Origin of the sequence: Phnomibacter ginsenosidimutans (genome assembly GCF_009740285.1) — a bacterium.
In the GTDB taxonomy this organism is placed as follows: Bacteria; Bacteroidota; Bacteroidia; order Chitinophagales; family Chitinophagaceae; genus Phnomibacter; species Phnomibacter ginsenosidimutans.
In genome coordinates, this window is sequence record NZ_CP046566.1 from 378,058 (window position 1) to 394,698 (window position 16,641).

The 16,641-nt window shown below is 45.1% G+C and carries 12 protein-coding genes; 3 read left to right on the plus strand and 9 right to left on the minus strand.

Translation table 11 applies throughout. The features are described from left to right. Window positions 1-4 precede the first annotated feature (4 nt). On the plus strand, window positions 5-4,261 hold the full coding sequence (locus GLV81_RS01555) for a PAS domain S-box protein (RefSeq protein ID WP_157476230.1): 4,257 nt from the start codon (window positions 5-7) through the stop codon (window positions 4,259-4,261). A 12-nt stretch (window positions 4,262-4,273) separates the two neighbouring features. Here GLV81_RS01555 and GLV81_RS01560 read toward each other — a convergent pair whose 3' ends face one another. From GLV81_RS01560 to GLV81_RS01580, 5 genes are all read right to left on the minus strand, one after another. Next, window positions 4,274-5,320: a nucleoid-associated protein gene (locus tag GLV81_RS01560; RefSeq protein ID WP_157476231.1), complete on the minus strand. Its 1,047-nt coding sequence runs from the start codon at window positions 5,318-5,320 to the stop codon at window positions 4,274-4,276. 92 nt (window positions 5,321-5,412) lie between these two features. Next, the gene (locus tag GLV81_RS01565) at window positions 5,413-8,406 is read right to left on the minus strand and encodes an FG-GAP-like repeat-containing protein (RefSeq protein WP_157476233.1); all 2,994 of its coding nucleotides are present in this window, start codon (window positions 8,404-8,406) and stop codon (window positions 5,413-5,415) included. Next, entirely contained in the window at window positions 8,400-9,341 is a 942-nt protein-coding gene (locus GLV81_RS01570) for a hypothetical protein (RefSeq protein WP_197428839.1), read from the minus strand. The genes GLV81_RS01565 and GLV81_RS01570 overlap by 7 nt, the downstream gene beginning before the upstream one ends. Continuing rightward, window positions 9,268-9,603: a hypothetical protein gene (locus GLV81_RS01575; protein ID WP_157476237.1), complete on the minus strand. Its 336-nt coding sequence runs from the start codon at window positions 9,601-9,603 to the stop codon at window positions 9,268-9,270. The genes GLV81_RS01570 and GLV81_RS01575 overlap by 74 nt, the downstream gene beginning before the upstream one ends. Further along, window positions 9,593-10,081: a hypothetical protein gene (locus GLV81_RS01580; protein WP_157476239.1), complete on the minus strand. Its 489-nt coding sequence runs from the start codon at window positions 10,079-10,081 to the stop codon at window positions 9,593-9,595. Before GLV81_RS01580 ends, GLV81_RS01575 begins: the two co-directional genes overlap by 11 nt. A 255-nt stretch (window positions 10,082-10,336) precedes the next feature. Here GLV81_RS01580 and GLV81_RS01585 point away from each other — a divergent pair, with 255 nt between their 5' ends. Further along, complete coding sequence (locus GLV81_RS01585) at window positions 10,337-11,689, plus strand: Gfo/Idh/MocA family protein (protein ID WP_157476241.1); 1,353 nt, start codon at window positions 10,337-10,339, stop codon at window positions 11,687-11,689. Window positions 11,690-11,804: 115 nt separating this feature from the next. Next, the gene (locus GLV81_RS01590; protein ID WP_157476243.1) at window positions 11,805-12,809 is read left to right on the plus strand and encodes a phosphotransferase enzyme family protein; all 1,005 of its coding nucleotides are present in this window, start codon (window positions 11,805-11,807) and stop codon (window positions 12,807-12,809) included. Between the two features lie 77 nt (window positions 12,810-12,886). Here the strand turns inward: GLV81_RS01590 and GLV81_RS19110 are convergent, their stop codons facing one another. The 4 genes from GLV81_RS19110 to GLV81_RS01605 all read right to left on the minus strand — a co-directional run bounded on the left by GLV81_RS19110 (window position 12,887) and on the right by GLV81_RS01605 (window position 16,592). After that, window positions 12,887-13,231, minus strand: coding sequence for a M43 family zinc metalloprotease (locus GLV81_RS19110; RefSeq protein WP_246186411.1), 345 nt, complete (start codon window positions 13,229-13,231; stop codon window positions 12,887-12,889). Beyond that, complete coding sequence (locus GLV81_RS19775; RefSeq protein WP_246186175.1) at window positions 13,158-13,859, minus strand: hypothetical protein; 702 nt, start codon at window positions 13,857-13,859, stop codon at window positions 13,158-13,160. Before GLV81_RS19775 ends, GLV81_RS19110 begins: the two co-directional genes overlap by 74 nt. 165 nt (window positions 13,860-14,024) lie before the next feature. Next, entirely contained in the window at window positions 14,025-15,233 is a 1,209-nt protein-coding gene (locus GLV81_RS01600; protein WP_157476245.1) for a DegT/DnrJ/EryC1/StrS family aminotransferase, read from the minus strand. Between the two features lie 132 nt (window positions 15,234-15,365). Next, complete coding sequence (locus GLV81_RS01605) at window positions 15,366-16,592, minus strand: glycoside hydrolase family 10-like protein (protein WP_157476247.1); 1,227 nt, start codon at window positions 16,590-16,592, stop codon at window positions 15,366-15,368. Between the last annotated feature and the right edge of the window lie 49 nt (window positions 16,593-16,641).

Here is a 16,641-nt window from a genome sequence, read left to right on the forward strand (position 1 = left end):
TCGCATGCAATTCGCATTTCAACATCAACAGTTTGATCGGCTATTTCCATTTTATATTACCATTGGTAGTGACTGCCGCATTGTTAGTTTCGGTAGCTCTTATCAATCGCTGTTGAGCATGAAGGCGGGCGAAAGCATTACAAATTATTTAGCATTTAAAAGACCTTCTGTACAAATCATTCATGCAGCTGCGCTGGCTTCAATGCCGGGGCAGCTCATACTAATGCAAGGGGTGCAAAAGCCTTCGGTATTATTAAGAGGTCAGATTGAGCATCTGGCAGAAAAAGACCAATGGTTGTTTATTGGTACACCGTGGTTTGCGTCAGTTGAAGAATTACGTGAAGCAGGGCTAACCATCAACAACTTTGCTGTACACGATCCGTTGATAGACCTGCTGCATGTGCTGAAAGCACATGAACTAACCGAGAAGGACTTAAAACAAATGCTCCACAAGGTGCAGCTACAGCAGCAGGCAATTGAAGATGCCGGCAAGCAAATGAATGAGCTTTCTTTATTTACAATGCATAATCCGGAACCTCGGTTTCGTGTATCATCAAAAGGGTTGGTATTACTCAAGAACCCTGCCGCTCAGCGGTTGCATCAATACCTGCACAACGATGAATTAATGAACGAGGCTGTCTTTTGGCAACAGGTAGCTGCGCTGCGGCCCACAAATGATATGCGCTGGACCGTAGAAACTGTTACGGAAGGAAAAATATTTGTTTTCGACTGTCATTTCTTTCCTGAGTTTGATTACTTCCATGTATACGGAACCGATGTGACAGAGCAGCGAAATATGGCAGCCGACTTGCAGCGAAGAGAGCAATTGTTTAAGCGTCTTGCAGAAAACGTGCCCGGAGTAGTGTATTTGTGGCGGATGAATTTCGACGGATCAAATAATGTAGAATTTATCAGTCCGAGACTGAAAGAAGAGTTCGGTATAAACCCAGCTGATGCCAACCGTTTGGTAGATTTTATTCACCCCGATGATTTGCCTGTGTGGCAAGAAACTGTGCGTGGTGCATTTCATGAAGAAGCACCATGGAATGCCGATTGCCGTTTTGTTATGCCCAATGGGGAGCTCATTTATTGGACAGCCAATGCAAGAGTAGCCTACACTGATGCACAGGGAAAGGTTTTTGCCGGTGTAATGCGCAATACTACCGAAGAAAAAACGGTGTTGGAAAATTTAAAGCGCCTCTCTGTAGTAGCAAGTGCCAATGAAAATGGGGTTGTTTTTGCCAATAAGTTCGGGCAAATAACCTGGGCGAATGATGGTTTTTTGAAAATGACTGGTTTTGAAATGAGCCAGGTGGTAGGCAAATCACCCATTGATCTTTGTGCAGGACCACAAACAGATAAGCAGGCTTTGCGGGAAATGGTGTTTGCATTTGAACAGGGCCAGTCTTTTGATGTAGAAGTGTTGCAATACAGAAATGATGGTACACATTTTATGAGCCGGACACGTGGCCAATCAGTACTGAATAGTGAGGGTGGGGTGCTCGAATATTTTGCCATCGTAGAAGATATTACCAAGGCAAAAGAAGATGAAGCCCGCATCAGGTATGCAGAGCAGCTGTGGAAGTTTGCTCTTGAAGGCGCAGGCGATGGTGTGTGGCAATATGATTTGGAAACGCATCAATCGTTTTATTCAGAAGAATACAAGCGAATGCTTGGCTACGATCCCGCCATATTTGATAAAGAAAATCAGTTTTGGCTCAATAGAATTCATCCGGATGATTTGGCAACGGTAGTGAAGGAAAATGAGGAGTATGATGCCGGTAAACGTTCTTCGCACAACAGAGAAATAAGAATGCGCCATAAAGACGGGCACTACTTATGGATACTCGACAGGGGCATGGCCGTTTCATATACAGCAAATGGCTTACCAAAATTGGTGACGGGTACACACACAAATATTTCGCACATTAAAAACACAGAGCTGGAATTGTGGCAACGGGTACAACAATTTCAATCGCTGAGTGAAGGTATTCCTGCTGTTTTGTATGAATACGAATATGCACAAGATGGAACTGAAAAATTGCGTTATGTGAGCCCTGCCATGCAGCGAATTTTCGGCATTAGCCCCGAGGCATTTCGGGAGGACTATCGGCGTTTTGTTTTTCATGAAGATTTGCCGGCCATTGATGCAGCCAATGAGGCAGCATTGTCATCGCTCAAGCCTTATTATAATGAATCGCGGTTGCAATTGCCCAATGGCAAACTGGTTTGGCGTTCGGTAGCAGCTACCTACTCTTACGATACAGCAGCTGGTGCACATGTGTTTACCGGTTTTATGATGGACATCACCGACCGAAAAAAAGCAGAAGATGCACTGCGGCTGAATGAAGAAAAATACCGCGGCATTATTGCCAATATGAACCTTGGTTTGCTGGAGGTAGATATTGATGACCGCATACAGGTATGCAACCAAAGCTTCCTGCGGATGAGTGGTTATGCACAGCATGAAATAACAGGGAAAAGAGCGGTTGATTTATTTGTAGATACCGATGAGAAGTATACTATAGAATTACAAAACAGAAGACGCAGTGCCGGTCATTCTGATGTATATGAAATGAAAGTGCACAACAAGCAGGGCGAAGAGAAATGGTGGCTTATCAGTGGTGCGCCCCGCTACGACGATAGTGGCAAAATGGTTGGTTCTATTGGCATTCACCTGGATATAACACAGCAAAAACTATTGGAGCAAGAGCTGCGTATGGCCACGCTTGCTGCTGAAGAATCATCGAGAGCCAAGGAGCGTTTTTTGGCCAATATGAGTCATGAAATGCGTACACCTATGAACGCCATCATCGGCTTGGGAAGACAATTGAAAAAAACACAACTCGATCAACAGCAACGCCTTTTTTTAGACTCCATCAATACAGCTTCCGATAATTTATTGGTCATCATTAATGATGTGCTCGACCTGTCTAAAATACAAGCCGGTAAATTGGCATTGGAGCACATACCATTTAAGCCGGCAGAATTAGTACGCAGGGCTGTGCAAATGTTAATGCACAGGGTAGAAGAAAAAAACCTTTGGGTAGAAGTAAAAATGGAAGAGGGCATTGCACCGGTATTAATCGGCGATCCTTATCGCTTACAGCAAATACTGATTAATCTGGTGTCGAATGCAGTTAAGTTTACCGATCATGGTGGCATAACTATCACGTTGGCAGCTAAGCCTCAAACCTTACATGGTCAGTGTTTCATCGTTACTGTACAAGATACGGGTATTGGAATTGACGAGGCATTTGTGCAGGAAATGTTTGAGCCTTTTTCGCAGGCATACACCCACTCTACCAGAAAGTACGGTGGCACAGGATTGGGGCTGAGTATCATTAAGCAATTGGTAGATTTAATGCATGGTGATATTGAGGTGCAAAGCACTACCGGGCATGGTACTACATTTACTATTAAGGTGATGTTGGAGCAGGGTACCGAAAGTGATTTGCCAAAAGAAACCAGCCATTTACTGCCCAACGATTTATTGAAAAATATATCAGTACTACTGGTGGAAGATAATGCCATGAACAGGTTGGTAGCCCGAACGGTGCTGCAACAGTATGGGGCAAGTGTGGTTGAAGCTGTGCATGGCGAAGATGCCATTCATTTGCTGCAAAAGGAAACCGTAGATATTGTACTGATGGACATGCAAATGCCTGTGTTGGATGGTGTGTCTGCAACAGCAATTATCAGAAAAGATATCAGCAGCTCACTGCCAGTAATAGCTCTTACCGCCAATGCATTGAGCAGCGAACAAGATGCCTGTTTCAAAGCAGGTATGAACGATTTTGTGGCCAAGCCTTTTGAAGAAAATGTGCTGATCAGAAAAATTGCAGAATGGGTAGGCCGCCCATTTGATGAGCAGGCAGCAGAGCAGCCGGTAGTGGCCACATCTCCTGTAGAAAGTGATTTGCCCCTGTATAGTTTAGATATGCTCAATGATATTGCCCGGGGCAATCAGGCCTTTGTGCAAAAAATGGTAGACATGTTTGTGGAGCAAACGCCAGCCATTGCCGATCAGTTGCTGGCACATGCCAACCATGGAGAGTGGGAGCAAATGGGAGCCGTAGCGCATAAGCTGAAGCCTACACTAGATAACTTAGGTTTTACCAGCCTGCACGACGATATACGAACAATTGAAAAAAGTGGAAAGCTGGCTGAGGTGAATGATGATGTGTTGCGTATGGTAAACAAAGTACATGCTACCATACACAAAGTAATTGGTATTCTTTCTGCCAACAGAAAGGACTAATGCACTTTGTATTTATGCTTCTTCATCAAAGTACACTTTGTAGTAGTGCTTGCCTGTTGTTTCATCGTAGCCACGTTCTATCAGGTCGCGGCGGCCATGTATGTAAATGTGAAAGTTCTTGTCGAGCTTCAGCACACTCTTGAATACTTTACTTTGTTTTTTTACAGCCGCCAGGTGTATGTCAAACTCATCTTCAAATTGTACATGGCGGGCTTTTTCGTAGTTGTCTTTAAACTCCTGAAACTGATCCACCATTTCCGGCACTGCTATCACTTCTTGCGTAAACTGCTGCATGTCGAAGTGCTCGTTTTCTTTAAAGTAATCGAGGCTGCGGTGCATGATGTCTATCTGTTGACCTTTGGTAATGTCGAACTGTGCGGGCAGCGCTTCAGTTACAAACTGCTTACACATGCTTAGCACTTCGTTGGTATGGTGGTAGTTGTCGGCCACTGGTGTCAGCTGCAAAAAATCGGTGAGCCAATATTGAGCATCTTGTTGCTTGTTGGTGTTATCAATAATGCAAACACGATAGCCGTCTGCTTCTGCCGTTTTAAAAATCAAACACGCTTTATCGGGCTTTTGCATGTTCAATCCTTCTTCAGCCACAATCTCCAGGTTTTTGCCATGTTGCAGCAGCTTCAAAAAAGTGTTCCTGCTTTCACTTTTTACCAGTATCAGTGCATCCACTTCTTCTTGCTCAAATGGAAGGCGTTGCAGATGTACCACATATAATTCACCTTCTTTTATACGGGCATGCGTACTCACCTGATACAGCAGCTGGGCTATGTGGCGGCTTTCTGCTACAAAAGTATTTTGATCATTGAAAATATGCTTACAGTAGGTGTACACTTCATTGAGGCCAAGGCTGCTGTGGTGCGTAAACTTGTATTGCTCATGCTCATTAAAGTGTTGCAAAAAATATTTCACCAATAGCTGGCGTACCAGCTCATCGTTGAGGGTGAGTTTGTTTTCGCTGAGGGTGAGTTTTTCGCCCCGGGCCATGTTGCCCACTTTGTGCACAATGGCCTGGTGTATATGTATTTGATCAGTTGGCTGCATAATGCGGCGAAGATAATGGGCATGCAATATGTAACAACAACAAGGCCCCGTTCTGGCTAAGAACAGGGCCTTGTTGCTCTGATTGTTACTTATTACATCGTTTTGCGGACAAATATTTTGTGGGTGTACATTTTGCCATCGCTATCTGTAATCTTCAGCATATAAAATCCGTTCAGTGTTTCCGGAATATTGATGCGCTGTTCATCGTTCGGGCCAAACATTTTAGAGAAAATAATTCTGCCGTTCATGTCTACAAATTCAACCCTGCGAATTGATTTTCGGGTGTACTTTCCTTTCTTATGTTTCAGGTTGATGTACACTACATCCATGGCAGGATTAGGCCAGGTTTCTACAGTTATTTCTTCTTGTTCCTGTGCAGCACTTTGAATAGTGTTCAGTACTTCGTTCGTAGTTATAGCTTCATAATGATCGAACTGTATGCTAGCCTTATTGCGCAGCTTGGTACCTGCGGCTATGCCTGTTACAGGTTTTACAGTGAACATAATATAGCCCTGGCTGCCTTCTTTACTCGAGGCGCTATCCGGCAGGAAAATATTTTCAAAACTGAAAGTCACTTTTTGATTGTTTACCTGCATGCTGCTCATCTCGTGGCTACTGCTCACAATATTCAACGTGCTCATATCTATGCCAGCCGGCAGCTCATCAGTTATTACCACATCACTTGCCGGATGATTACCCACATTTTCAAAACGGATGGTGTATGTAAGCTCCTGAGTAGGATGTATGAGTCCTTCTTTTCCGTAGCCTCTTGGTGCTACTTGTATATCGTTCGGGTCAATGGCACCTACTACTTTGTATGTTTGGCGTAAAGTATCTGCACCGATACTGCAGTTGCTTTGGTTGCCATCCAGCCAGGCCATCATAGGTATTTCATTACCTATTTGTACCGTACTACTATTACTGTGCATGAATTGTATAGTGTTGGAACGAAACGGTTGCAGCTGTGTTACTTCCCACTGATACGTTTTCATGGCTACACCATTTTCAGTGCTTGCTATCACGTTGAAAGGAGTAGTGTTGAATGTGCCGGGTATAATGGTAGCGGGCACCTTCCAGTTAATGATTAGTCGGGTTGCAGTACTGCGTCCTTTGTTGGTTGCTACCAGTGTCATTTGATTATTGGTCATGCCCTTGCGAATGGCAGTGCTGCCCATGAGCAAGCTGGCATTGCTGCCACTACAAGTGGGTTGCGCCGGCAGCCAAATTGTATCTGTGGTATTTGTTGCAATGTTTATTTCTAATGGGCCACAGTTGCCAGCGGTTACTTGTTTTTCATTCAATAACTGCATGCTGTAATTGCCAGCGGGCAGGTTCATTTTTATCCAGCCTTCATCATTGGATATAAACTTTTCACCAGCGTTTGGTGTGTTGCCAGCCATTGCGGTTCTACGCAACACTGTTGCTGCAGCACGGGGCATCAATTCTTCATTTGCATCTTTTTGGCAGTTGCCATTGGCATCAAAAAATACGGCTGCTTTTATGGCTATTGTTGTGCCTTCTGTAATGCTGAGCAGTTGATTAATGCCCACGTTTGTAATTTCTTCTCGATGGCCGCCTGGCCATACAATGGTAATGCTGCGAATAGCACTTGCATTGCCTAAGCCAATATGTTGGGTGAGGCTGCTCTGCCCGCCGAAACCACTCTGTGCATTTACTTCACGCATTTGCATGCCATTTTCAGTGTCTACATAAATACGTGCACCTATGGCATTTCTGTTGGCATTTACTCCGGTGAGTTTGATGCTAATCCAATTGTTACTATTGCCATTGTTATAAAAAAGAACATTGGGTTGATTGCTGTGTGTTGCCACAAACATATCGAGGTCACCATCATGATCGTAGTCTGCCCACACGTGGCCAAATGAGTTGCCAAAATCGTAGCTTACTAGTTCGTCATTTTTTCTTGTAAAGCCACCCTTGCCATCATTGATGTATAAAAATTTGTATGACTTATCGTTGCTGATGTACAAATCCAAATCACCATCGTTATCTATATCGGCCCAGCTGCAACCATGCGATGCGCCTTTGTCTGTAGCTACAGGGCTATTGGTAATTTTGGTAAACACACCTGCACCTTCGTTTCTGTACAAAAAGTTGCCTGTTTTGTTAGAGTTGGTCACTATCAAATCGAGGTCGCCATCATTGTCGTAGTCGCCCCACGCACTACCTACGCTTTGTCCGCCTTCAGCCGTTATTGCGTTTTGTTCTTTGGTAAATGTGCCGTTGCCTTCATTGTGAAACAGGGAGTTTTTATTGCCTGCACCATTGGGTACAAACAGGTCTTGAAAACCATCATTATCATAATCGGCCCAGGTTGGTCCCACACTTTGGTTGGCTTCTGTAGGTATAACGTCTGCTATTTCTTTTTTGAAGGTATTGCTACCAAAGTTGCGGTGCAGTTCGTTGTATTTGGTGGGAAAGAAGTTGCACAGAAATAAATCGTTGTTGCCATCATTATCATAGTCGGCAAAGGCAGCACCATGATAGTAAGAAATAGTTTCTGCAAAGCTCACGGCTTTATTTCGAATGAATACGCCATCTACGTTTGTATAAAAATAATTGCTGTGGCGGGTATTGTTTACAGCCAGCACATCAATATCGCCATCGTTGTCGATATCTATCAGGCTATTACTTACAGTTACACCTGTGTCTGTTACTAATTGACTGTTTGTCATTTTTGTAAATCCACCCTGCTTGTTGTTGAGGTAAGCAATGTTGGGCTTATTCAATCTGCGATCGGTTACAAATAAATCATCCCATCCATCGTTGTTCAAATCGCCCCAACTGGCTGTCCAGGAGTCGGTACTGTCTTTGTTGATCAGATTGTCGGCATACTTGCTAAAAATGAGTTTGGTTGTGTTGGATGGATTCACATTTACCACAGCCGTAGTAGAAGACTGTTGTATCTGGCCGTTTACATTGCCCGTTACAATTGTTTCCACTGTACTATTGGTTGGGCCACTCAATACCTGTCCTGTATTGGCTCCTACTTCTGCGGTTACTTTTGTGGTCACTGTGTATTGTTCATCTGCTTTGAGTGTACCCACTTCATTAAAGCTTACCACAGTTTTGTAGCTTCTTCAGTTATAGTGCCTTTGTGTATGGTACTATCCGGATTGGTTATGGTAGACTCCACTACTTTCAAACCATCTTGTACAATTACTTCAATAGTTGGTTTATCTACTCCACTGCCAGTATTAATGGTGCTAGTTACTGTTACTGTATCTGCTGGTATAGCAGTGCTTTGCGATACTTCGCTGTTTTGAGTGAAAGCCTGTGTTAATGAACTACCTGTATACAACATCCAGTTGTCATTAAAATTGGTGTTCATTACCGCCACTGGTTTATCCGTTTCCACCAATAGGTACGGTCTTTCCGGGCCCACGTTGGTTGCTGTACCATTGTAAATATTTTTCCATTCCGTTTCTGTCAGGTAAAAGTCGTAATACCTTTCTGCACCAATGGTAAAGCTGCGCTTCAATTCAGCTCCGTTACTATAAGCATCTTTTACTGTTACTGTGGCACCTTCTTTGGCAAAGATGTACAAGTGTGTAAGTCGTTGTCCAAAGGCTTTTCCGGTAAAAGGATTAATCACATTGGCTTCATTTCCCGGAGGGGCCATATAGGTGAGGAAACGAGTGCCTGATGTGGTTCCATTTTCGGCACTTACCATGGTGCCCATATCGCTGGTACCGGGTGAACCTGTTTCAAACCAATTGCCTTCAAACACACTTACCCGTTTGCCGGGTGTACATGTTATTCTAAATACAGTGTTGAAAGTAGCATTGCTAAAATTGCGGCCAACCCAATCTGCGGCCTGCATTTTATTCAAGCTGTAGTTGCGCAATTCTATCCATTGGCCATTGCTGTATCGTTCCAGTTTAATGTCGTTTTTATCATCCCAACTCGCAATGCGTATTTCCTGCTCACCTGCTGCCTGATATGGTACTGTGAAGTACAACAGATCGCCACTGCTTGCTGCCGTTAGAAGAAGGTACATATCCGCCGCCATCTCTTTCGTTGCCAAACAGTGCACCGTACTGTACAGTTACTGGTTTATCACTTAGTAAAAGGTAAGTTTCACCGGCATCCATTACATCGCGGCCATCGGTATTTTTGTAAATAAGGTCTTCGCCAATATTTATTTTTCGGGTAAAAATGGTCGTGGGTTCTTCCATTTTTACATCGGTATATCCGGTATTTGTTTTGGGTTGAAATGAAATCTTTTGAAATGTAACGGTGGTATTGTTCTCATAGGCCATTACGTTTACATCCCGTTTGCTTGCTGCTAAATACCGGTGAGTAAATAATGAATTTTTGGCCGATAGATTTTTTGTCGGTGCTTGGTACCCAATCGTGTTGCCAGTCGCTGTTGGTACTTTGCGATGCAAACAACAGTTTATCTGATTTTACAATGTAGTAATCACCATCCCATTTTAATACACCACCCGAAGCATAACGGGCATCATCGTTTATGCCATTGTCGCGGATGTACAGCACATAGCTTTGGCCTGCCATGAGCATGCCTTTTTTGCTGTCATCGGTATCGCCATCTGCACCGTCGTCTATGATGTCAAACGAAGTACTATCGTAAATGGCCGTAATAATCAACGCAGCATCTCTGCGAACGGCATCATTGTTTGGTGGTACAAAAATTTGAAAATAAGTGGAGGGTTCACCTGTGGCCAATGCCCATTGGGCTAATACAACACTGCAAACGAGTAATACAATTCGACGCATAAGCGAAAAGAGTTTGCTCAAGCAATGCCGCAATTGTGCCAAATCCTTACATCATTGATTTTCAGCGTATTAAAAATAATAAGCAGGTCTTAGTTTTCCAGAATACGGAAAATCATGCCAATGGATGTACAAAATGTAGGGTGAATCACCTGCCGAATCTTATTCAGTTGGCATAGCTGTGGCACTTCATTTTGAAATTCTTTGAAAAATGACGGATTTAATTTGGCCTTACATTGCTGCATAAAACAATTGGCTATGTCATCTTCCCGTCGTCATTTTTTGCAATCTTCCGCTGTGCTGTCAGCAGGCATTTTGCTGCATCCTCAATCATTGTTTGCAGCTCCTGCTATAGATAAGGTGCGACTCGGTTTTATTGGTGTGGGCCTCCGCGGTCAAAACCATTTAGACCTGTCCCTGCGCCGCTCCGATGTGCATGTTGTTTCTATTTGTGATATTGATGAAGGTATGCTGGCCACCAGCCTGAAAATGGTGAAAGACAGTGGCAAGCCCGAGCCCAAAATTTATAAAGGCGATGTGCATGCCTACCGCAAATTGCTGGAGGCAAAAGATATTGATGCCATCATCATTTCTACTCCTTGGGAGTGGCACAAGCCCATGATTATTGATGCTTTGGAAAGAGGCATCAAATACGTGGGTACCGAAGTAATGCTGGGCATTACACTGCAAGACCACTGGGATGTGGTGAAGGCCTGCGAAAAACACAAAGCACAGGTAATGCAACTGGAGAACGTGTGCTACCGCCGCGATGTAATGGCCGTGATGAATATGGTGCGTCAGGGTGTGTTTGGCGAAATCATTCACCTGCAGGGCGGCTACCAGCACGACCTGCGTGGTGTGAAATTCAACGATGGCAAAACGCCTTATGATAGCGGTGCCGAGTTTGGCCAAAAAGGCTACAGCGAAGCCAAATGGCGAACACAACACAGCGTAGACCGCAATGGCGATTTGTATCCTACACACGGCATTGGACCTGTAGCAATGATGATTGATATCAACCGGGGCAACCGCTTCACAAAGCTAAGCTCGTTTGCCAGCAAGGCCCGTGGCCTGCACGACTATGTGGTGAAGAAAGGCGGCGCCGATCATCCGAATGCCAAAGTGCAGTTTAAACTGGGTGATGTAGTGACAACACAAATTGGGTGCGCCAATGGCGAAACCATTTTGCTGCAACACGATACCAATCTGCCACGTCCGTATTCACTCGGCTTCAGGGTGCAGGGCACCAAGGGCTTGTGGATGGATATTAACAAGAGCATACACATCGAAGGCATCAGCAAGCCACACCAGTGGGAAGCCGCCAAAGAATGGTTAGATAAATATGATCATCCGCTTTGGAAAAAGTACGGTAATGATGCACAAGGAGCAGGCCACGGCGGTATGGATTTCTTTGTGGTGCATGCCTTTATTGAAAGTGTAAAACGACAGACCGTTACGCCGCAGGATGTATACGATGCTGCTGCATGGAGTGCCATTACGCCGCTGTCAGAAATATCTGTGGCCGAAGGCAAAACAGTTGACTTTCCAGACTTTACCAATGGCAAATGGAAAAACAGAAAGAACACGTTTGCGATTGACGATAGTTATTAATAAAGCACCGAATCAGATTATTTATAAGAGATGATTCTATAGCCCACGGTTTCAACCGTGGGTTTTAAATAAGCAAAAAAATGATATCCGTTTCAACGGATTAAACAAGCTTTCGATGCAAGAAGTAAAAACAATTTGTACGGCATTCGGCATAAGCCCAACAGCAATAACGCCAATTACACAGGGGCTGATTAATCAAACCTACAAAGTGACGGATGCCGGTGGCGATGCGTTTATAGTGCAGCAAATCAATACCCGCATTTTTCAACAGCCGCAGCAGGTGCAGCAAAACTTTGTACAGCTGCGGGCTGTATTGAAACACTATTACCGCATGCCCGAATTGATACCAACTGCACAAAATGAATTGATGCATACGCATGGCAATGAAGTGTGGCGTTGTTTTACATACATGCAAGATAGTTACACGCCAACTGGAGCCATCTCCGAAGAGCTGGCTTACACTACGGCAAATTGTTTTGGCGAATACACTCGTGTTCTCAGTGCAGCTTCTCCCAAACTGCATACTATTTTACCACGGTTTCATGATGTATCGTTAAGAGCTGAACAATTGCTACAGGCAAAAGCCGGTGCTACACCAGAGCGGTTGAAGCTGGCGGCCAGATGCCTGAACGAATTAGATAATTACGATGAACTGCTGAAGCGATACAAATATTGGGCGGCGCATCCGCAGTATTTTCCGCAGCGCATTTTGCATCACGATGCCAAACCCAGCAATATCTTATTCAATAACAAAACGCAAAGTGTATTGTGTCCCATTGATTTGGATACAACGCAAACAGGTTTATGCTTCAGCGATTTGGGCGACATGATACGCAGCATGGTGCCCAGTCATGAAGAAAATGAGGTTCGCTTTGCAGACATCGAAGTGCGGCAATCATTTTTGCAAGCCCTTACCGAAGGCTATATGGACGCCACTCATACCCTGTGGACTGCTCAAGAAAAAGAAGCCTTGGCTTACAGCGGCAAAATGCTGTTGTACATGCAGGCCATGCGTTTTCTCGCCGACTTTCTCAACAACGATATTTATTATCAGACGAAATACGAGCTGCACAATCTGGACCGTACCATTAATCAGTTGACTGTATTGCGTCAGCTATAATTGGGGTAAAAGAAAAGCCCCACCAAAAGGCAGGGCTTTTACAGTTCACGTTGTTAGTATAGAATCTTCTGATGAGATTAAAGAGAGAATCCGGCACGTGGACCACCAGCGGCAAATACTGCCAGCATGCGGTCTTTTTGACCAGTACTGAACATGTACATACAACGGTCGTCGGTGTAGTCCATGTAGTTCATCCACAACTCGTTTGGTGTGCCGGTACAAGTGCTCTTATGGCCTTGTGCAGGGCAACCGTAGTTGGCGGTGTTGTGCGGAGGAGTATCGCCCACCTGGTCGTTGCCGCAGGTAGCATCGCCCCAAATGTGGCGCAGGTTAGCCCAGTGGCCTACTTCATGCGTAGCAGTACGGCCGAGGTTGAAAGGTGCGGCAGCTGTGCCGGTAGTACCAAAGGCTTTGTTCAGGATAACAACACCATCTGTGGCAGCTGCCCCGCCGGGGAATTGAGCGTAACCCAAAATGCTGTTCGACAAAGTGCACACCCAAATGTTGAGGGTATTGCTGGGGCTTGGTAGGATTGATACCACCCTTGGTGCTTTTCTTCATGTCGTCGTTGGTACGCCAGCTGGTTTTGTTGGTAGCTTTTCGCACCACAGCCTGCAGGGTAAAAGTGATACCCACATTGGCTTTAATGCCAGCATATTCAGCAGGGATATAGCTGTTGAAATCTGTATTGGTTGCATTGAAGTCGCGGTTCAGCACATCAATCTGTGATTGAATTTGTGCCAGACTTACGTTTTCAGCAGCCGTACGATACAGCACATTAACTACTACCGGAATGGTAACTGTGGCCTGCTTCACCAAGCCGCTTTTTTTCTTGGCTACATATTCATTGGTAAAGCTCTCGATGCTGGCCATTTTATCTCTCAGGCTGGGATCTTCGGCCAGTTGTTGGTTCAGGACGAGGTCGGCATCACAGCGACGTTCGGTGGCCATGGCCACATCTTCGTCCTGATTCACTTCTTCCTTAATTGATTTTTCGCAAGCAGTAAGGGCCAGCAACAAGAAGGCCCAGGCAGGGATAATTCTCTTCATTGGGGGAGTATTAATGAAATGTTAAGGCCTCAAATTATACTTGAACACAATATCTTCCCCCAGAACGAATTAAAATATTTTAGCAACCGTGTTGCAAATGCATTTTTGGGTACAAAAAAAGCCAACAAAATTTTGTTGGCTTTTTTAAAAAGTACGGTTATTGGTTTATGCGTTTACCAGCAATGCTTTATTAATGGCTGCCAGCATTTTTTCGCCTTTTTCTTTCAGTTGTTCTTCTGTCCAGCTCAGGCTGATGGCCGTGCTGATGCAACGGCTCATAATACCATCACTCACAGGGAAACTGGTTTCAGCCAACTTATCCAGCGCTTCTTTTTGCATTGGGTTCATGTTGTTAAGCGTGGCTGCAAACTTCAGGTGATCCCACTTGCGGATGTAGTGCCAGTTGTTGTTGAACCAATAGAAATTGCCAGCCAAAATGCCTTGCGCTTTCAGTTCATCTACTACCGCTTGTGTTTGCTCGGCAGTGGGCAAAAACCAGCTGAGGAATGAGGCATTGTCACCTTCAGGATCGGGCACAACTCGGAAGCTGATACCCGGCACCTGTTCCAGATAGCTGCGTAATGTTTTATTGTTGCGGCGCTGTATGGCCAGTATCTGGTCGAGCTTGCGGATTTGTGCCAAACCCACGGCAGCATTGAGTTCGCTGATGCGGAAGTTGTAGCCGATAAACGGATGCAAATCGGCACCACGGTCTACGCCTTTATGGTCGTGGCCATGGTCGGTATAGCCATCGCATTTTTCATAAATGTCTTCATCGTTAGTCATTACCACACCGCCTTCACCGCAGGTAATGGTCTTTACATAATCGAAGCTGAACGTGCCGGCATGGCCAATGGTGCCCAATGCCTGACCTTTGTACGTGCCACCAATACTTTGGCAGGCGTCTTCCAGCAGCAGCAGGTTGTTGGCTTTGCAGATGGCTTTGAGTTCACTCATGTGGGCCATGCTGCCGCACATGTGCACGGGCATGATGCATTTGGTGCGTGGCGTAATGGCTGCTTTTACCGCTGCCGGATCCAGTGTCAGGCTTTCATCAATATCAACCAAAACAGGAATGGCGCCAACGCTCAGCACAGCCTCAAAGCTGGCCACAAACGTAAAGCTCGGCATAATCACTTCGTCGCCATAGCCAATGCCTAAAGCACTCATGGCAGTGGTAAGAGCGGCGGTACCACTGCTGGTAAGCTGGGCATGCTTGCAACCAAAAGTCTGGCAAATGGCTGTTTCCAGTTCAACTGCTTTCCACATGCCTTTACGGGGTCCGTCGAAGCCGTAGCGCATCAGCACACCAGTTTCCAGTACATCATTTACTTCTTTGCGTTCTTCGGCGCCCCAAAGTTCAAAACCAGGCATATATTCAAATTTTTCTTGGCTATAAAAGAATGCTTTAATCAAGAACCCAAATCATTTCGGGAAAATTGCGAGCAGCAAAATTAGGCCTTAACTATAGCATAATAATGCTCAGAATTCTCTTAAAGTACCACCTTATTTACCAGCAGGCTTTTTGGGTAGCCAAGGCATGGGTGGTGTAGGCACCTGCACCTTGTAATAGTTATTTCTCAGGCTATCATTCCAACCGTTGGGGTTGTTGTTGAAGCTCTTGCTACTAAAATATACCTGACCCTGAATATTGGGCGTAGTTCTGGACAGCTGAATTTGCCGCGGCAATTGAGTTTTGTCTTTCCAGGCAGTATTGCTATTGGCCCGGTAAGGAGCCAAACCAATATAGCAGTGGCGGCCAAAACTGTTTTTACTCCACCAATCTATCAAGGTAGTATAGTCTGCTTTTTCAAAACCAATTTCCCAATACAGTTGAGGTACAACATAATCAATCCAGCCTTTGCGCAGCCAAAGTAAAATGTCGGCATATAAATCATCGTAGTTGGTTTGGCCGGCTTGCGTATTGCTGCCGTTGGGGTCTTGGCTTTTGTTGCGCCACACCCCAAAAGGACTGATGCCAAATTTTACCCAGGGTTTTTCTTCCCGGATTACCCTGTGCAGTTTCACAATAATGCTGTCTACATTGCTGCGGCGCCACTGGTCTTTGGTCATGCCTTTACCATATTGTTGAAACGTTTTCGCATCCGGAAACTCTTTGCCGGGAATACGGTAAGGATAGAAGTAATCGTCGAAATGAACACCATCTACATCGTAGCGTTTTACCAAGTCGCGAATGATATCGGTCAGATAGTTTTGTACCTCGGGCAGGCCGGGGTTATAGTAGCGTTTTACAACGGTCGCATCGCCATAATCTACAAACCACTCCGGGTGAACTTTGGTAGGATGGTTTGACGCCACACTGCTTCGGGCAATATTGAACACAGCACGATAGGGGTTGAGCCATGCATGAAACTCCATGCCCCGTTTGTGGGTTTCTTCAATCATAAACTGCAGCGGATCGTAATAGGGTGATGGTGCCTGCCCTTGCTTGCCGGTGAGGTACTCACTCCATGGCTCGTAGGGGTTGGGGTAAAAGGCATCGGCTACTGGTCGGATTTGCATCACAATCGCATTCATACCATTGCGGCGGTGCATCTCCAAAATGCTGATGAATTCCTTTTTTTGCTCTTCGGTACTCAAGCCCTTGCGGCTGGGCCAATCTATGTTTTCTACAGTGGCTATCCATGCAGCCCTGAATTCGGGTTGTTGTGCCTGAGCTGTATACATGCTGCTCACCAGCATCAGGCTGGCAATAAAACGAAACAGTTTCATGTGGGTGTTCAGTTTACGATTGGCAGCGAATATAGGCATACAAAAAAGG

Excerpts from the sequence above, each read along its gene's own strand:
- GLV81_RS01555 (WP_157476230.1), top strand. The coding sequence starts at position 5 with ATGCAATTCGCATTTCAACATCAACAGTTTGATCGGCTATTTCCATTT.
- GLV81_RS01560 (WP_157476231.1), bottom strand. The coding sequence starts at position 5,320 with ATGCAGCCAACTGATCAAATACATATACACCAGGCCATTGTGCACAAA.
- GLV81_RS01570 (WP_197428839.1), bottom strand. The coding sequence starts at position 9,341 with ATGTACCTTCTTCTAACGGCAGCAAGCAGTGGCGATCTGTTGTACTTC.
- GLV81_RS01575 (WP_157476237.1), bottom strand. The coding sequence starts at position 9,603 with ATGGCCTATGAGAACAATACCACCGTTACATTTCAAAAGATTTCATTT.
- GLV81_RS01580 (WP_157476239.1), bottom strand. The coding sequence starts at position 10,081 with ATGCGTCGAATTGTATTACTCGTTTGCAGTGTTGTATTAGCCCAATGG.
- GLV81_RS01585 (WP_157476241.1), top strand. The coding sequence starts at position 10,337 with ATGTCATCTTCCCGTCGTCATTTTTTGCAATCTTCCGCTGTGCTGTCA.
- GLV81_RS01590 (WP_157476243.1), top strand. The coding sequence starts at position 11,805 with ATGCAAGAAGTAAAAACAATTTGTACGGCATTCGGCATAAGCCCAACA.
- GLV81_RS19775 (WP_246186175.1), bottom strand. The coding sequence starts at position 13,859 with ATGAAGAGAATTATCCCTGCCTGGGCCTTCTTGTTGCTGGCCCTTACT.
- GLV81_RS01600 (WP_157476245.1), bottom strand. The coding sequence starts at position 15,233 with ATGCCTGGTTTTGAACTTTGGGGCGCCGAAGAACGCAAAGAAGTAAAT.
- GLV81_RS01605 (WP_157476247.1), bottom strand. The coding sequence starts at position 16,592 with ATGAAACTGTTTCGTTTTATTGCCAGCCTGATGCTGGTGAGCAGCATG.